Origin of the sequence: Legionella rowbothamii, assembly GCF_900639985.1 — a bacterium.
GTDB lineage: Bacteria > Pseudomonadota > Gammaproteobacteria > Legionellales > Legionellaceae > Legionella > Legionella rowbothamii.
Map to the genome: position 1 here is coordinate 18,567 of NZ_CAAAIM010000005.1, position 15,296 is coordinate 33,862.

Below are 15,296 nucleotides of genomic sequence, written 5' to 3' on the forward strand. Positions count from 1 at the left end.
TTGCTTTTGGGATGCAAATTAATGCCCTTCACGTCTAGGCAAATGGAGCTTTTACGCCAATTAGAGTTTTCCGAGGAGCACATAGTCAATCAATTGGTACAACTCAGTGACGATGAGTTATCTACCGAAATAAAGCAGCAGAAAAGGAGGCTGGTGGTTAAATATCATCCTGATAAAAATGATGGAAATGACCAGGTAACAGCAAAATTCCTTGCTATTATGGCGGCTGCTGACGAGCTCCTTAATCCAAAGGAATTAAATATTGGCCTTTTGGAAACGGTTAAACCCTTCGCTTATCACCTTCCTGTAGATTGCATTGATCATCGGATACAAGAGCAGATAGACGACTATTTTGAAACAATGTCAAATTACTTTAATTCATTGTCGTCGAAGCAAGAACAACAGCATTTTATCGATGAGCATAAAACGTTTTTGCAATTTGTTTTGTGGCTGGAGCAAAATAGCGCGAAAATTAGGGCCGTGCGAGGAGAAGCCTTTTATCGAACAGTTCATGTCCCATCTTTATTTACTTCCCTCAAGCAAAATTGGCATAAGTTAATTATCCAATTTTTTGCCGAAGAAAACCTTAATGACATTGTTTATCGTGAAGCAATTGCTCTGGGAAAGTTAGACTCCATTCTTGCCACGCGTAAGCTTGTTTCCCCGATTAAATGGCTTTGTTTTATTGTATACAGCACCTATGATGCGATCACCAGGGCACTAGAGCATGGGCTGCAAGAAATCATTAAAGATATGTGTATGGATTTAGACGCTCTATCTTCTGATAGATATCGAATCGTGCCTTTTTTGACAAAGATGGTTGGAGTGATCTCGGCATTTGCTTTGCCGCTTTTATTGTTTCCCCAGTTAGTGCTAAATATGTTTGCGCTGCCATTAGTTGTTAGAGGTCTTTTTTATTTGGCAAACCCCATCAATCAAATAATTAGGCCGTTTTCAGAGTATTTTAACATAGCGCCCATCTGGGTTGGGCTCATAACTGCAAGTCTGGGAGTAGTCGCTTTTGGGGCAATTCTACTGTTATCTAGTTCGATGATCGAAATATTGGTAGCTATTACCTCTATGGTTAATGTCTTAAGTGTAATTGCCAGTGCACTTCTTCTCAAAAAATTATATGAAGCAGCTCCGGAGATCGCTCTTATTCTAGGTGCTGTTGTGGTGAGCTTGGCGCTGATTCAGGTCATATTGATTGATACGCATCCTGTTGTTGAAACAATAACCAGCGCGAGCATCCGTCTTTTATCCGAATTAAGTGGGCTTGGACTCAATGTTCTGGGCTATCAGCAGTTATCAAATATCAAAGAAAACTGCAGTGAGCTCTATGTCAGTCTCCCCTGGCCAGAACAAGAGGCTCCCGAGATTGTGGCAAGGGTTGTTGATGAGGCCTGTCAAAAGAATTATTGGTCTCATTCATTGTTTAATTCTCCATTGCAACGGAACGTGGCGCCGGGCCAGCAAAAGATGTCTTGGCATTCAATGGGCCTATTCGGCAAGGGAGCGAAACAGCCGGAGCATTCTGAAACGCTTACATGGGTACCTGCTGTATAAAGCTCTGCACTAACATAATGGTGTTCATTTAAGGCAATGCTAGTCTGTGAACTGGATTCCTCCCCCTAATTTTCGCTGCTTGACCATTTGGGGGAGGCTGTGTTTTGGAGGGAATCAACTCGAGACCTTAGTGTGCAGTAAAACGAAACGTCGATTGATGGGCTTTTATTTCTTTACGACTTAAATTACCTGCATTGCCAAAGAAACGTAAAAAATCACTAAAATTACTTTTTGCGGTGCCGCCAAACGGAAGTGTATCATCAGTCCCTGGTACTAAGGGGGCTTCGACACCAGAATAAATGGAGCTTACTGGATGAGGTGTTGACTCATGATGCCAATTAAGTTTCATATGGCAGGTGGGACAAACCTCTATAGGGACATTTAGTTCTTTAATGCGCAGCTTTTGTTGCTCGGTAAGATAAATACAATGTCCGAGACGAACTCTTCCGTGCAGCGCATCATGTGGGGATGGTTGTTGTTTTACCCATTCTTCGAGCGCGTCCAAAACCATATCGGTATCCTGGCGTTCAATATCTGTATCTGACTCGCCCATATGAATAGCAATGTTTACTCCTTTATTCAGAGCCAATGAAATCACATTTTTTAAATCCTGCCCAGTTAAACTGCGTTTTCCGAGTGGGTTGCCGGATACATCGATGCCCGCAAGCACATGTTTGGAGCTGGAAAGAATACGCTGTATTAAAAATTCCGCGTCACTTACTGTATGAATGGTTCTATCCAGACTTAATAAACCCACCGCTTTTTTCCCGATGTTGCTGGCTTGAACTTGTACTAATCCTGCTTCAAAGGCATCAATATATTCTGTAACCGAATGATTATCCATGCTCTTAGGCGTTGTGCGTATTTCTAAATATTTAGCGGCTGAACTTTGAACGACATCAATGGTGCCTTCGGTTATATCATCTAGAGTCTGGACGATTTTGTGAATTAAGCCGAATTGTTTCCATATAAGGGCAATTAGCTCTCCTGGATATCCTTCTGCAGGTTGGTTTTGTGTTTGGTTTAAATAATGTTCTCTTACTTTGACTAATTCTTCATAAACATTAAAGCAATTATTTTTTCTAGCGATCCGCTCCATAAATGCTAAGCTAAAACTACCATTTAAATGGCAATGCAAGTCGGCAGTATGCGTTTCAGTGGTTTTACAATAGCTAATTAACGTACGTATGGCATGAGTAAATGTTTCTTGCGCGCCTTTTTCACTAATTGCGAGGCATCTCTTGATGGAAGCAAAGCCTTCCTCTTTGCTTGGTGGGCTTGCGCCTACAATAAGCTCGCTAACTATTTTGTCGGTGACAATTTTTTTAGGGTTTTGTTCATTTCTTCGTTTTAAGTTTTCTCGCCAGGCTTGTTCATCCATAACGTTAAAGGTGACGATGTGTACGCTTTTTGAGTTGATTAACTTCAGTGTTTCTTTGCGCCAGGGAGCGTTTAAATAGGTTCTATCCAGAATGACAAATCCCCCTGATTGACTCCTACTCTTTAATAATTCGCGTTTAAATCGCTCTTCTAAGGCGTTGCGATGATGGGCAAAAATATCACTATAAGACAATTGGAGTTCATCACCCATTTGAAATGCCATATCATCTGCTGAAAGAACCGTAATCGGAATATTCAGGCGATTAAGTTCTTGCACCATTTGCTCCCGCCAGGTTGATTTTCCGACACAGGGAACTCCTGAGAGCATAATAAATATGGGTAATGATGGTGTTGCGATTACATCCTTGGCAAACATAATAAATGGCTCTCCTAACGAGAGGCAGTTCTAAGTGTTTGTTCAGCACTGCCCTCAACATAATGTTCTTTATCTACGCGTAAATAAAGGACTTGTTCTTCCTTTGCAAATACAACTTCAAGAATGCCTGGAGCACTTAGTAGTTGATTTATAACCTCTTCTTTTTTATCGAACCAGTCACAAGCTAGAATTAAGGTAGCTACATAAATGTTAGGCTGCATTGAATAGGAGATGACGAACCAAAGAGCTGCTAATAGTGCATTCACCATGAAAATGCCCTGGCTGCCATTCCATTGATATAAGAGGCCTGCAAGAGCACCGCCAATGAAAATACCTAAGAATTGACTAGTCGAATAAATCCCCATCGCTGTCCCTTTGCTATTGGGCTGGGCTTGTTTGGAGACTAATGAGGGAAGGGCTGCTTCAAGGATATTGAAGGCAATAAAAAAGGCGAGCATGAGTAGGCAAAGGCTTAACCAATTTTGATAGGTATAAGCCAAGAGCAGTTGCGCAAACGTGATGACCACAACGGAGCTTAGGAAAATACGTTTCATGAGCTTTTTCTTTTCCGCAATAATGACAAAGGGGATCATTAGTAAGAAGGCACCTAGCATTAGTGGTAAATAAAAATGCCATTGTTGTGCTAAGTGGCCTTGTTCTACTTGTTTTCTTAAGATAAACGGGATGGCGAAAAATGTAGAGGTAAGAATGAAGTGTTGACAGAAAATACCTACATCAAGGCGCAGTAAGTGTTTATTGTGGATTACTTGTTTGAATAGGGCTGGATTTGCTTCACTGTCACCATGAAAGCGTTCTGCTTTTGGTTGAGGGATGACCCCATGCAGCAAAAGCAAACCTAATATGGCTAATGCAGCAGTCAGATAAAAAATACCAGCTAAGCCATAACGATGCGATAAAGCAGGGCTGATTACCATGGCCAAACTAAAGGAAGTACCAATGGTCATGCCAATCACAGCCATGGCTTTGGTGCGTTGTCCATCAGGCGTTAAATCGGCAAGTAAGGCAATCAAGACACTGCCTATTGCTCCGGTACCTTGTATGGCTCTGGCGATAATCATGCCATATATGGAGTCGGTTAAGGCACCTAAAATACTACCGCAAGCAAATAAAATTAGGCCTAGGGTAATAATTGGTTTGCGGCCAATTTTATCTGAAAAGAAGCCAAAAGGCATTTGCAGGATACCTTGGCCCAGACCGTAGATTCCCAAGGCAAGGCCAATTAGAGCCGGAGTTGCACCCCGTAGGTTTTCAGCATAAATGCTAAATACGGGGATCAGCAAAAATAAACCGAGCATACGGAATGAAAAAATGGCGGCAATTGGAAATACAGTTTTAGACCAGGGGTATTTCATTACTAATTTACTAGGGTTGGCATGTGGTGTGGGGATAGTACAAAGTTAGACATCCAGAAACAAGATCTTTAAAAATTTAATACAGGAAAGATTGCATTCCAGTTGAATAAAAATGACAATGCACTATTTTAGTCAGAGGGTTGTTTCATGAGTTTAAATTTTGCAGGAAAAGTTGGGTTAATTACTGGTGGCGCACGAGGTATCGGTAAGGCTACTGCATTAAAGTTGGCTCAAGCTGGATGCGATATTGCCATTGTTTATTACAATAGTTCAGATGAAGCTCAGGCTCTAGTCCAAGAGATTCAGGCAATAGGGCGGAAAGCGGTTGCATTACAGGCGAATGTGGCAGACCATCAATCAGTTAAAGAAATGTTTGTGCAATTTCGTGAGCATTTTGATCATCTTAATTTCTTAGTGAGTAATGCGGCAAGTGGGGTTTTAAAACCGGCATTGAAAATGTCAACCAAACACTGGCGCTGGTGTTTGGAAACTAACGCTTTGGCATTAAATCACCTTGCTTCCGAAGGCCGTACCTTGATGCCACGAGGCGGTCGTGTTATTGCTTTATCCAGTTTGGGCGCACATCGTGCTATTCCTAACTATGCATTTATTGGCGCCTCTAAAGCGGCTCTGGAAGCGTTAGTGCGTTCACTCAGTTTGGAGTTAGCCGCTGATGGGGTCACTGTTAATACGGTTTCTGCGGGGGTAGTTGATACCGATGCATTAAAGCACTTCCCAAACAGGGAACAATTATTGGATGAGTATCAAGCTCATGCTCTGAGTGATAGACCATTAACTCCTCAAGATGTTGCTAATGCGGTTTATTTATTGTGCTTACCTGAAGCAGACATGATTAATGGACATACTTTGTTTGTAGACGCAGGTTATAGTCAAGTTGGGTAGGGAAGTTTTTCGATGATGTAGATTGGGCCATGGGCCCACCTACATATATAGCTCTTAATAGTGGTGTCCCGATCCTTTCGTTGCAATGGCCTCATAATTTAAATTCCTCATGCCAATATTGCATTATTATTGTCTGTTTTTAACCAAACTATGTTAATTTTATGTCTTTAAAAAAATCTATGATATACTTTGCGGCTTTGTGAACCAGCCTGAATCTCTGAGGAAAAAATATGAATGTAGCTGACGTTTATCCTAAGGTTAGAGAAATCGTTGCCGATGTACTTGTAATTGATGAAGACGAAGTGTCTCAAAACAGTCGCTTAATTGCTGACTTAGGTGCTGAATCCATTGATTTTCTTGATTTAGTTTTCCAATTGGAAAAAGAATTCAAAATTAAAATTCCACGCGGTCAATTAGAAAAAAATGCACGTGGCGATTTAGCTGAAGATGAGTTTGAAAAAGGGGGCGTGTTAACTCCACAAGGCCTGATTGCATTGCAAAATTATTTGAGCGAAGTCCCTGCGGATCAATTCAAATCAAGCATGAAAGTTAACGAAATCCCAACTTTATTTACTGTTGAAACTTTTTGTAAATTAGTTGTTTCTGCAATGAATGAACAACAAGTTACTGCGTGATCGTAAATGAGATTTTTGTTTGTTGATCGCATTGTGCACTCATCTCCCGGAGAATTAATCCGGGGGATTAAACACGTAACAAGTGATGATACCTTCCTGACTACTGATGAGCAAGGGCGTCTTTGTTTTATCCCTTCATTAATTGGTGAGACTCTAGGACAATTGGCTGCTTGGAATGTGATGCACCATAATGGTTTTTCCCAACGTCCCGTTGCAGGTATTGTTGCTAGTGCTCAGTTACATAGGCCCGCCTATGTTGGTGAGACTTTATTACTCGAGTCGTTTATTGACCAAGTTGATGATCGCGCAGTGCAATACCATAGTATCGCCCGAGTAGGCGCTGAGCTAATTTTTAGCGTTGAAGGTGCCTTAGGTCCCTTATTGCCCATGACTGATTTTATTAGTCTGGAGGAAGTGAAGCAACAATACGCTGAAATTGATAATCCTGGCGATTGGGCTGCTCTTAGCTCAGAAAGTGTTCCATTATTAGATGGGCAACAACTTACTCATAACAACACCATCCGCACAGTCTCAATGACTTTCGACCGTATAAGCTCAAGCGAACCAGGGGTTAGTTTGACTGCAGTAAAACGAATCACCCGTGCTGCCCCCTACTTGCCGGATCACTTCCCGAAGAACCCGGTTTTGCCGATGACGGTTTTATTGGAGTGCAAGTTAAATTTGGCTCGAGAATTTGTTGCACGCGCGGCATTTTCAGAAGCGTATTGCGTCAGCGAGTTGCGCAAGATAAAAATGAATGAATTTGTCCATCCTGGAGATGTGATTGAGTGTTATGTGACCGTTAAACGACACACGGAAAATGAGCTCATCTTGGCTTTTCGTAGCGAAGTAGCTGGAAAGCGAGTTTGTGTTGTGGATGTGGTACTTATTCCTCGAGGTAATTAACGTGAAAAAAAAACGAGTTGCAATTACAGGTTTAGGGGCTGTTTCTCCTATAGGTCTTGATGTTGAATCCACCTGGGCGAATTTATTGGCTGGGAAATCAGGAATCGCTGAAATTAAACAATTTGATGCGAGCGCATTTCCTACGCACATTGCGGCAGAGGTAAAAAACTTTAAACCTAATCCGGCATTAGCTAATAAGCATTCTCGTTTTGCGATGTCATTTACCCAATATGCCTTAGATGCTGCAAGACAAGCATTTGAGGATGCAGGTATTTTACCTACAGAGCAAACTGCATCACAATGGGGCGTGGTTACTGGTAGCGGAATGATGACCTCTGAGTTTGATTACTTGCATCGCTTTCAGAAAACCTGTGCTCAAGATGGCGAAGTTAATTGGACCCAGTTGCAAGAAAATTCACGCGAATTTTATCAACTGGCGGATTTTGGTAAAACCACAACCAACTCTGGTTTATCTCTGTTAATTCAACAATTTGGTATTCGTGGTTATGCTTCTTCCGTGCATACTGCTTGTGCATCAGGTGGTCAGGCTTTAGGGCTGGCCATGCAGGTGATTCGTCGTGGCGAAGCTGACTTTATGCTTGCGGGTGGTTTTGATTCAATGATAAACCCCATTGGTCTTTCCAGTTTTTGTTTATTAGGCGCATTATCTACTTATAATGAGACTCCGGAAACGGCCAGTCGTCCTTTTGATGGTACTCGAAATGGTTTTGTTTTGGGTGAAGGTGCTGCCTTTTTGATCCTTGAAGATTGGGATAAAGCGAAGGCGCGTGGGGCACGTATTTATGCCGAGTTAGCTGGTGAAGGAAATTCACTCAGCTCGTATCGGATTACCGACTCTCATCCCAATGGTGATGGGGCGATTCAAGCAATTCAACGTGCATTAAGTGATGCGGGAGTACAGGCATCCGACGTCGATTACATCAATGCCCATGGTACTTCAACTAAGATGAATGATTTAAGTGAAACCAATGCTATTAAAGCCGTATTTGGTGAGCGTGCTGCACATTTACCGGTGAGTTCAACCAAAGGACAAACTGGACATTTGATTGCTGCTGCTGGCGCCCTTGAAGCCGTATTATCGGTTAAGGCCATCGAGCACGGACAAATTCCTAAAACGGCAAATTTAACTACCCCCGATCCTGAATGCGATCTGGATTATGTTGTTGATGGACCACGTGAAAAATCTTTAGGTGTGGTTTTGTCGGATTCGTTTGGTTTTGGTGGCTCGAATAGCTGCTTATTATTTAAGCATCCTGAGTTTGAAGGAGCAGGGCGATGAGTCAACGCAATAGAGTATTTATTACCGGCCGCAGTGCTTTAACTGCTTCAGGGAACACTGCTGATGCAACCTGGGAGTCTATTTCCACAGGTAAAAGTGGAATCGAAGAAATTCGTGACTGGGATTTATCGCAGTGGTCTGCGCGTCTTGGTGGTGAACTTAAAGATTTTCACCCTGCAAAAATGTTGCCGGATAGAAAACTAATTAAAGTCATTTCCCGTCAGGATGTTATTGGTATTAATGCCGCGGTTCAGGCAGTTGAGCACAGTCAAATGATTGTTTATCGTGATGGTCTGGAAAATGCCGATGACTTCAATGAACAAACAGCAATTTTTGTCGGTTCGCCTGGAAACAAGTACTTCCAGCAGTATGATTTTTTACCCTTGCTTGCCAAATCACAAGGGGAGATGCAGCCCTTTGCACAACAATTATTTGATGAAGTCCATCCAATGTGGTTATTACGGATTCTTCCTAATAACGTTTTAGCGTATACCGGGATTACTTACGGATTTAAAGGTCCTAATCATAATGTCACGAACCATGCGGTAGGGGGAACTCAAGCGTTAATCGAGGCCTATCATGCAATCGTGAGCGGGCAAGTGGATCGCGCAGTGGTTGTTGCTTATGATGTAGCAACTGAACCACAATCTTTATACTATTACGATCAATTAGGAGTATTAAGTCATCGTCACTTAAAACCATTTGATGCGGAGCATGATGGCACTATTATGGCTGAAGGGGCGGCTGCATTAGTTTTGGAAAGTGAGGCGAGTGTCCGTGCGCGTTCTGCACGCTGTTATGGTGAAGTGATGGGTGGTTTATCGGCCACTGAGGCAACTGGATTATTTTCTATTGAGAATGATGGCCAACAATTGGCAGCATTGATGCAACGAACCTTAGAGTCGACTGCAATTCATCCACAAGATATTGGCATGATTGTGGCGCATGGTAATGGGAATGTGAAATCGGATGACAGTGAAGCTCGGGCAATAAAAGAAATTTTTGCCGAACAAAAAACACCAGTAACTTCATTTAAGTGGTCTATGGGGCATACGATTTGTGCTTCAGGATTAATTGATGCGGTCATGGCAATTTATGCTTTGGAAAATCAATGCATTCCTGGTATTGCTAATTTACAGCAAACAGCAAATAGTTGTGAGGAATTATCTGTTAGTGCGGAACATCGCTCTTTAGGTAACGCGGATTATGCCTTAGTAGTTAATCGCGGATTTGCCAGTATGAACACGTGTTTGGTGATTAAAGCCTGTGAATGATTTAGAACAACAAATTAGCGCATTACCGACTAGTTTTTGGGGGCGGGCTATTTTTAAGTTTGCTCCTTATAAGCGTCAGGTCATCATGGCGAATATTGATCGCGTTTATGGTGAGCGCTTAAGTTTGGCTCTAAAAAATCATTTAGTTAAATCGTATTATTCACATTTGCTTAAATCATTTAAAGAAGCCTTGCAATTACGCTTTATGAGCGAAGAGAAGCTACGTCAGCTTGTTGAGGTGCGTGGCCATGAGCATATGTTGTCCGTGGTCGCTCAGCAAAAAGGAGTGTTGACGCTCACCGGGCATTTTGGCAATTGGGAAGTCGCACCAATAGGTGGGGTGCTTAACTTTAAAGAGTTTCAAGGCCAGTTTCATTTTATTCGCCGTACCTTATCGATTAAACTTATTGAACGTAGTTTATTTAAGCAATATTACCAGGCTGGCTTAAATGTAATCCCTAAGAAAAACTCACTTGATAAAGTATGTGCAGCTCTAGAACAAAATCATGCGGTAATTTTTGTTTTAGATCAGCATGCCTCTTTAGTTAATCGAGATGGGATTGCAGTAGAGTTCTTTGGTGAAAAGGCAGGAACCTATCGTAGTTTAGCTACGTTGTCACGTTATACCGGAGTTCCCGTTATTCCTGCTGCGGGATATCGCTTGCCTAATGGTAAGCATGTTTTAGAGTTTTTTGAACCGATTCCTTGGAAGGATTATGGTTCTACAGCTGAATCCCTTTATCAAAATACCCTTGCATATAATCAAGCTTTAGAGCGTATTATTTTAGCTCATCCTGAGCAATGGAATTGGATGCATAAACGTTGGAAGCTTAAGAAGCATCAATTAGTCGCAGCGAATAATCAGCCCACTTCATAAACATTAAAAATTATACAATCAGCGCCCTGCATGAAGACCATTTTAGGCTAAGCAAGCTTATCTATTGCGTTTTTTTCTCAAACAGCTATCCTGAAAAAGAAGTATTTATGTGAGTATTGGATTGAGATAAGAGCTCACATCGCGATAGAGGCCAACGGGAGAGTTGCATGCCTGGAAAAATAGACTTGTTTAAAGCAGCTTTAGGGAATGAGGCTTATTTAGCTGAAATTAACAGTAACGCGACCTCGCAACTCAAATTCATAACCACGCTTGAAGAAAATCAATTTACGCCGCAAGAACTAATTGAATTAATTAATATAATGCATGAGCCAAGAGTTCGTACCTTATTAATCGTGCGTCTCTTAGGTCAAAGTGAGTATTTGGTGAATTTAAAAGGTGAATCGGTGCTCAAGAGAGTAGCATTTAAAGAGTCCCGTACTGAGCCATCTCGTCTGAATGCTTGGATTCATCAACTTGACGTAACTATACTTACGACCGAGCTCATTAATAAATTGGATCCTGAAGCGGCTGTAAGCTTACTTTGCTCCGTCCCTCATTTTCATCAATTAAGCACTACTCAAGTACAAGCCTTATTGTATAAGCATTTGCACCGTGAATTAATTTTTTATTGGGTACGGCATTATGCCTTTCTGCCTAATGCCCATTATGTATTAGCTCATTTAATGAAGCTAATCTATTCAGAAATTATCGATGCTATAAAAGATCAGGAACCCAGTAAACAAGTATTACTCACGTCAACGATTATTGAGCACTTGCATTTGTTTCATCCTCTGCCTAAGAAATTACTTTTGTTGGTAAACCAAGAGTCACATTTAATTTTAGCAATGAAATTATATCTGAATGGACATTATTACGAGGCATATACTTCATTTATTAAGCAATTGACGAACAGCTTGCTTCAGGCGAATCATGCCTTTTCTGCAGAGGCAATCGAGTTATTATTGGCTTTAGAAAATGTTTCTGAGCTTAATGAGATTCAAGTTAGAACTCGCGAACTCACCAGTAATTATTTTTGTGGCTATTTAAAAACGAATGCATTAGCCGGTAGCACATACCCTTTATATCATAACAGGCGTCTAAATATACAAAAAATAGTACAACATGTGGTTCTCGATGATATTCCGAATCCATCTCAATTATTGAATGATGAGATGGCAACTACTGTAAATGAGTTTCTTGCCAAATACCAATCCATTAACTTTTTCGAGTATTTCCTAATTCATTATCGTGGTGATATAAAATCTATTGAACGCCTAATTAATGATTACCTCAGTCATTTCGCTGACGCTGGGGATTGGGCTAAGAGCCGCCAGGCAATGCAGAGGCTCATTTTTTTACTGCCTAACGCTCAATTAGATTCTAATCTTAGAGATTCAATTTTTTCTGCAATACTACAACAAACCAGGTCTTCTGATGAACGAATTATCCAAAAGTTGTTTCTATATGATGCAAGAGCAACCATAAGGCATTTGGGCTTCATGGGGGAGCAGGGCAACTATCAAGTAATTGCAAATCTATGTTCATGGGCATTAAATGAATTAATCACAATCGACCAGGACATGATTCAAATCGCGCAACGGGCGCAGGCTGAAGCAGAATTTGAACTTGGGCTTTCCAATAATGACGGCCTTTTTTCTAGCTTAATCAAATACATCAAACGATGCTGGTTTTATGGCTGGACTGGGTTTTTTACACCAAGGAATCCTATTTATGTACTTCCAGAGTCAATGAAGTCAGCAGTAGCCACAGTGGAACCCCTCTCAGAGGATGAGCCTGCATTGCCGATAGAAAAAGACATACACGCGCTCTTAAAGGAAATGGCCCCCCCCACCATATTGACTCAGGGACAATTTGAGGCCTTAGCAAGAGCCTTAACCCATTATGCCTTTACTGATTCACCTAGTGATGAATTTGAAACTCGAATGAAGGTGCAAGCCTTATTCAATTATGTAGTTCATCACAATGAGAACCAACTCAGACTGTACGCTTGGTTAAAATGCAACCAGGGCCCATTCATGGAGAATCATTTTCGCTTGTTAGCCTTATCATGTCGACAACGTCCTTTAAGCGAGACTGAAATACTCATAAAGCAAATAAATGATGGTCCTGGAAAATTAATACGGACTGCAGCAGAGTTTAACTGTCCTTTGCCCGAACTCAATGAAGAGTTGCTGGTTGTAACAGACGCCGTAGCGGATGTGAATCAGGTGATTACTGTGACTAAAGAGACCCTTTCTGTCTATTCTGAACAAGTGGTGAAAACCGCCCAATCCACCTGGGGATGGATGGTAAAAAACTTTAACGATAGTTTTTTTGCAAAAGAAGATGGGAGAAAAGAGGAAAAAAACGGAGTATCATCCCAGCCTCCAACGACTGCCTCTCTTTAGCTCGTTATAATGGTGTCCAGCTGGAGCTGCAGGCCCGCCCCTCGAGTAGATTACTATTTTGGGGCCATCTGATTAAGCTGCAGGAGGTTTACTTAATATTAGCACTGGAAAAACAGGCCACTTAATGTAATGAGCTATGGATTCCGGCCAATTTCTTTGGCGTAAATCGTTTTCTTTTTCAGCCAATTCTTTTAATGCGAGATCAAAGGTTGAAAAATCTATTTGCAGAGCTACATCACGCGAATCAGCGATCAATGAGATGGTGTCATTGATATATCTTTGAGGGTTTTCCACTATAAGTTGCAATCGACGTTGGACTATTTGGCTATCTCTTTTTGTTTAAGTTTATCGGGAAAAGGAAATATTTAAACAATGCGATGGGCCGCTGTTTTGAATGGATGACGCCGCATGTAATGGCGATTGCGTAAATATTTTACAGATATTGTGCGTCCACGAGGTAAGCGCTCATCTTTTTAGCTGTATTTTGCATGCGAAACGTCACAACTGACAGGTCAACGATGGATTGTCAGATGGATAGAGTTGTTCCTTCATAGACGAAAGTCGCAGGCCCTGTTAGGGTGATGGGCTTATCGAAGGCGGGCCAGTTAATAATCAAATCACCGCCCGGTAAGGAAACAGTTATTTGTTGCTCTAGTTGATGGTATAAGCGGCCGATAGCGGCAGCGGCCACTGCGCCACTGCCACAAGCAAGCGTTTCGCCACAGCCTCGCTCGTAGACCCTTAATTTGATCTGCCTTGGGTTTATAATGTGCATAAAGCCAACATTCACTTGCTCAGGAAAGCGTTGATGATGACTAATTTGCTGCCCGAGGGTATGAACTGGTGCCATTTCGGTATCATGAACTAGTAAAACGGCATGTGGATTGCCGACGCTTAGCGCATGAATAATCGCCGTTTCACCTTCCTCCAAGTTTATGGTGTACGCCTCTGCTTGATGCTCGGCAATTAGGGGAATATCCTTGGGAGCTAGGCGTGGGATTCCCATCTCAACCCCAATGGTACTATCTGCATTGATATGTAAATGCATTTGCGTAGTGGAGGTAGCAACCGTTAAACTATTTTTTTGCGTTAAACCATAATGTTTCACAAATGCTGCTAGGCAACGCGCTCCGTTACCACATTGACCAACCTCATGACCGTCCGCGTTAAAAATTCGGTATTTAAAATCAATATCCGCATGATTGCTTGGTTCAATAAGCAATAGCTGATCAAAACCAATACCGGTATTACGCTGCGCGAGCGTGCTTATGTGCTGGGGACTAAGATCAAATTTTTGATTAATGCCATCAATGACCATGAAGTCATTGCCTAATCCATGCATTTTAGTAAATTTTATACTCATCTCGTTTATTTAGAGTTAGTGGTTTCAGTGTTTTGTGTTTCAGGCAGTGGTAAATAGAGTCGACCTTTTTGGCCACAGCCAGAAAGAGTCAATATCGCCAATAAGGCAATTAAGAGTAAATTCATATGCTTCATTCAATCGCCTGTATAACTTATTTGGTTGAACTTAGCTCAGAATGAAATGGAGCCTCATTCTGAGCTAAGGTGCCGCAGCTAATTTATATTATTATTCTGCTGCTAGCAGAGGAAGAACAGCATAACGTCTCATGATGTTTTCTGCTTTCAATCCATATGCACCCAGAGCACCAGGAACCCCTACAGTGGTTAACGAACCGTTACCAGCGTCAAATACTGGAGCTGCTGCAGCGCCCACACCCCATGCAGTAGCAGATGCAGTTACAGCAGATGCGGGACTTCCATTACCATTAACAACTAGCACCATATTTGGATAAGCGGTTGTTGGTGCTGTGAAGGTAACTGCTCCAGTTGCTGTAGCTGCTGGAACGGTTGTAGTTGTTACACTGTCATATATAATGGTTGAAACAGTACCCACAGTAGCTTTAAGTGGAGTAACTGCAACACTAGTGATGCCAGTACAAGAAGTCGTACTGTGAGTAGCAGCTGCATTCCATTTAACAGTTACAGTACCGTTATAAGCAACGCTCGCAGTGGTTGAGCAAGGACCAGAACTATCGGATACTACCACAGAAAAGCTAGAAGCAGATGCTCCAGTGTTTGTAGTGCTTACGTTACCTAAGCTGTTAACAATCACTAACTGTCCAGTAGCTGGCGCAGCAGCTGCAGCAAATACAACGCCAGAAGTTAATGCAACAGCAAGAGTAGTGCGTAAAAATGTACGTTTAGTTGCTTCCATAATTTAATACCATCCTTCTTTAAACTTTTTTTATTATTAATACAAATAATCAATCTATAATA

The 15,296-nt window shown here is 41.7% G+C and carries 14 protein-coding genes; 8 read left to right on the forward strand and 6 right to left on the reverse strand.

Going from position 1 to position 15,296, the window contains the following annotated elements; all coding sequences use genetic code 11:
- Positions 1-21: 21 nt before the first annotated feature.
- Positions 22-1,566: a J domain-containing protein gene (locus E1P08_RS09600; protein ID WP_133136807.1), complete on the forward strand. Its 1,545-nt coding sequence runs from the start codon at positions 22-24 to the stop codon at positions 1,564-1,566.
- A 127-nt stretch (positions 1,567-1,693) separates the two neighbouring features.
- On the opposite strand, the gene E1P08_RS09605 is transcribed toward E1P08_RS09600, so the two are convergent.
- Both E1P08_RS09605 and E1P08_RS09610 read right to left on the reverse strand, forming a co-directional pair.
- Positions 1,694-3,322: an AAA family ATPase gene (locus E1P08_RS09605; RefSeq protein ID WP_133136808.1), complete on the reverse strand. Its 1,629-nt coding sequence runs from the start codon at positions 3,320-3,322 to the stop codon at positions 1,694-1,696.
- A gap of 14 nt (positions 3,323-3,336) precedes the next feature.
- Entirely contained in the window at positions 3,337-4,695 is a 1,359-nt protein-coding gene (locus tag E1P08_RS09610; RefSeq protein WP_133136809.1) for an MFS transporter, read from the reverse strand.
- A gap of 147 nt (positions 4,696-4,842) precedes the next feature.
- Between E1P08_RS09610 and fabL the strand changes: the two genes are divergently transcribed.
- The 7 genes from fabL (at position 4,843) to E1P08_RS09645 (ending at position 12,998) form a co-directional block, all read left to right on the forward strand.
- Positions 4,843-5,598, forward strand: coding sequence for an enoyl-[acyl-carrier-protein] reductase FabL (gene fabL, locus E1P08_RS09615; protein WP_133136810.1), 756 nt, complete (start codon positions 4,843-4,845; stop codon positions 5,596-5,598).
- A 230-nt stretch (positions 5,599-5,828) separates the two neighbouring features.
- Entirely contained in the window at positions 5,829-6,233 is a 405-nt protein-coding gene (locus E1P08_RS09620; protein WP_133136811.1) for an acyl carrier protein, read from the forward strand.
- A gap of 6 nt (positions 6,234-6,239) precedes the next feature.
- A complete protein-coding gene (locus E1P08_RS09625; RefSeq protein WP_133136812.1) occupies positions 6,240-7,139 on the forward strand; it encodes an ApeI family dehydratase in 900 nt (299 codons plus the stop codon).
- Entirely contained in the window at positions 7,111-8,439 is a 1,329-nt protein-coding gene (locus tag E1P08_RS09630) for a beta-ketoacyl-[acyl-carrier-protein] synthase family protein (protein WP_133136813.1), read from the forward strand. Before E1P08_RS09625 ends, E1P08_RS09630 begins: the two co-directional genes overlap by 29 nt.
- Positions 8,436-9,713 (forward strand): beta-ketoacyl-[acyl-carrier-protein] synthase family protein, encoded by a 1,278-nt coding sequence (locus E1P08_RS09635; RefSeq protein WP_133136814.1) that lies wholly within the window; start codon positions 8,436-8,438, stop codon positions 9,711-9,713. The genes E1P08_RS09630 and E1P08_RS09635 overlap by 4 nt, the downstream gene beginning before the upstream one ends.
- Positions 9,706-10,590 (forward strand): lysophospholipid acyltransferase family protein, encoded by an 885-nt coding sequence (locus E1P08_RS09640; protein ID WP_133136815.1) that lies wholly within the window; start codon positions 9,706-9,708, stop codon positions 10,588-10,590. Before E1P08_RS09635 ends, E1P08_RS09640 begins: the two co-directional genes overlap by 8 nt.
- A gap of 167 nt (positions 10,591-10,757) precedes the next feature.
- On the forward strand, positions 10,758-12,998 hold the full coding sequence (locus tag E1P08_RS09645) for a hypothetical protein (protein WP_133136816.1): 2,241 nt from the start codon (positions 10,758-10,760) through the stop codon (positions 12,996-12,998).
- 72 nt (positions 12,999-13,070) lie between these two features.
- On the opposite strand, the gene E1P08_RS09650 is transcribed toward E1P08_RS09645, so the two are convergent.
- The 4 genes from E1P08_RS09650 to E1P08_RS09665 form a co-directional block, all read right to left on the reverse strand.
- Positions 13,071-13,292 (reverse strand): hypothetical protein, encoded by a 222-nt coding sequence (locus tag E1P08_RS09650; RefSeq protein ID WP_133136817.1) that lies wholly within the window; start codon positions 13,290-13,292, stop codon positions 13,071-13,073.
- Positions 13,293-13,524: 232 nt separating this feature from the next.
- The gene (gene dapF, locus E1P08_RS09655; protein ID WP_133136818.1) at positions 13,525-14,361 is read right to left on the reverse strand and encodes a diaminopimelate epimerase; all 837 of its coding nucleotides are present in this window, start codon (positions 14,359-14,361) and stop codon (positions 13,525-13,527) included.
- 5 nt (positions 14,362-14,366) lie between these two features.
- Positions 14,367-14,495, reverse strand: coding sequence for an LPS translocon maturation chaperone LptM (gene lptM, locus E1P08_RS09660; RefSeq protein ID WP_133136819.1), 129 nt, complete (start codon positions 14,493-14,495; stop codon positions 14,367-14,369).
- Positions 14,496-14,586: 91 nt separating this feature from the next.
- Positions 14,587-15,234: a hypothetical protein gene (locus E1P08_RS09665; protein ID WP_133136820.1), complete on the reverse strand. Its 648-nt coding sequence runs from the start codon at positions 15,232-15,234 to the stop codon at positions 14,587-14,589.
- Between the last annotated feature and the right edge of the window lie 62 nt (positions 15,235-15,296).

Coding starts and splice junctions, on each gene's coding strand:
- E1P08_RS09600 (WP_133136807.1), top strand. CDS start 22: ATGCCCTTCACGTCTAGGCAAATGGAGCTTTTACGCCAATTAGAGTTT.
- E1P08_RS09605 (WP_133136808.1), bottom strand. CDS start 3,322: ATGTTTGCCAAGGATGTAATCGCAACACCATCATTACCCATATTTATT.
- E1P08_RS09610 (WP_133136809.1), bottom strand. CDS start 4,695: ATGAAATACCCCTGGTCTAAAACTGTATTTCCAATTGCCGCCATTTTT.
- fabL (WP_133136810.1), top strand. CDS start 4,843: ATGAGTTTAAATTTTGCAGGAAAAGTTGGGTTAATTACTGGTGGCGCA.
- E1P08_RS09620 (WP_133136811.1), top strand. CDS start 5,829: ATGAATGTAGCTGACGTTTATCCTAAGGTTAGAGAAATCGTTGCCGAT.
- E1P08_RS09625 (WP_133136812.1), top strand. CDS start 6,240: ATGAGATTTTTGTTTGTTGATCGCATTGTGCACTCATCTCCCGGAGAA.
- E1P08_RS09630 (WP_133136813.1), top strand. CDS start 7,111: ATGTGGTACTTATTCCTCGAGGTAATTAACGTGAAAAAAAAACGAGTT.
- E1P08_RS09635 (WP_133136814.1), top strand. CDS start 8,436: ATGAGTCAACGCAATAGAGTATTTATTACCGGCCGCAGTGCTTTAACT.
- E1P08_RS09645 (WP_133136816.1), top strand. CDS start 10,758: ATGCCTGGAAAAATAGACTTGTTTAAAGCAGCTTTAGGGAATGAGGCT.
- dapF (WP_133136818.1), bottom strand. CDS start 14,361: ATGAGTATAAAATTTACTAAAATGCATGGATTAGGCAATGACTTCATG.
- lptM (WP_133136819.1), bottom strand. CDS start 14,495: ATGAAGCATATGAATTTACTCTTAATTGCCTTATTGGCGATATTGACT.
- E1P08_RS09665 (WP_133136820.1), bottom strand. CDS start 15,234: ATGGAAGCAACTAAACGTACATTTTTACGCACTACTCTTGCTGTTGCA.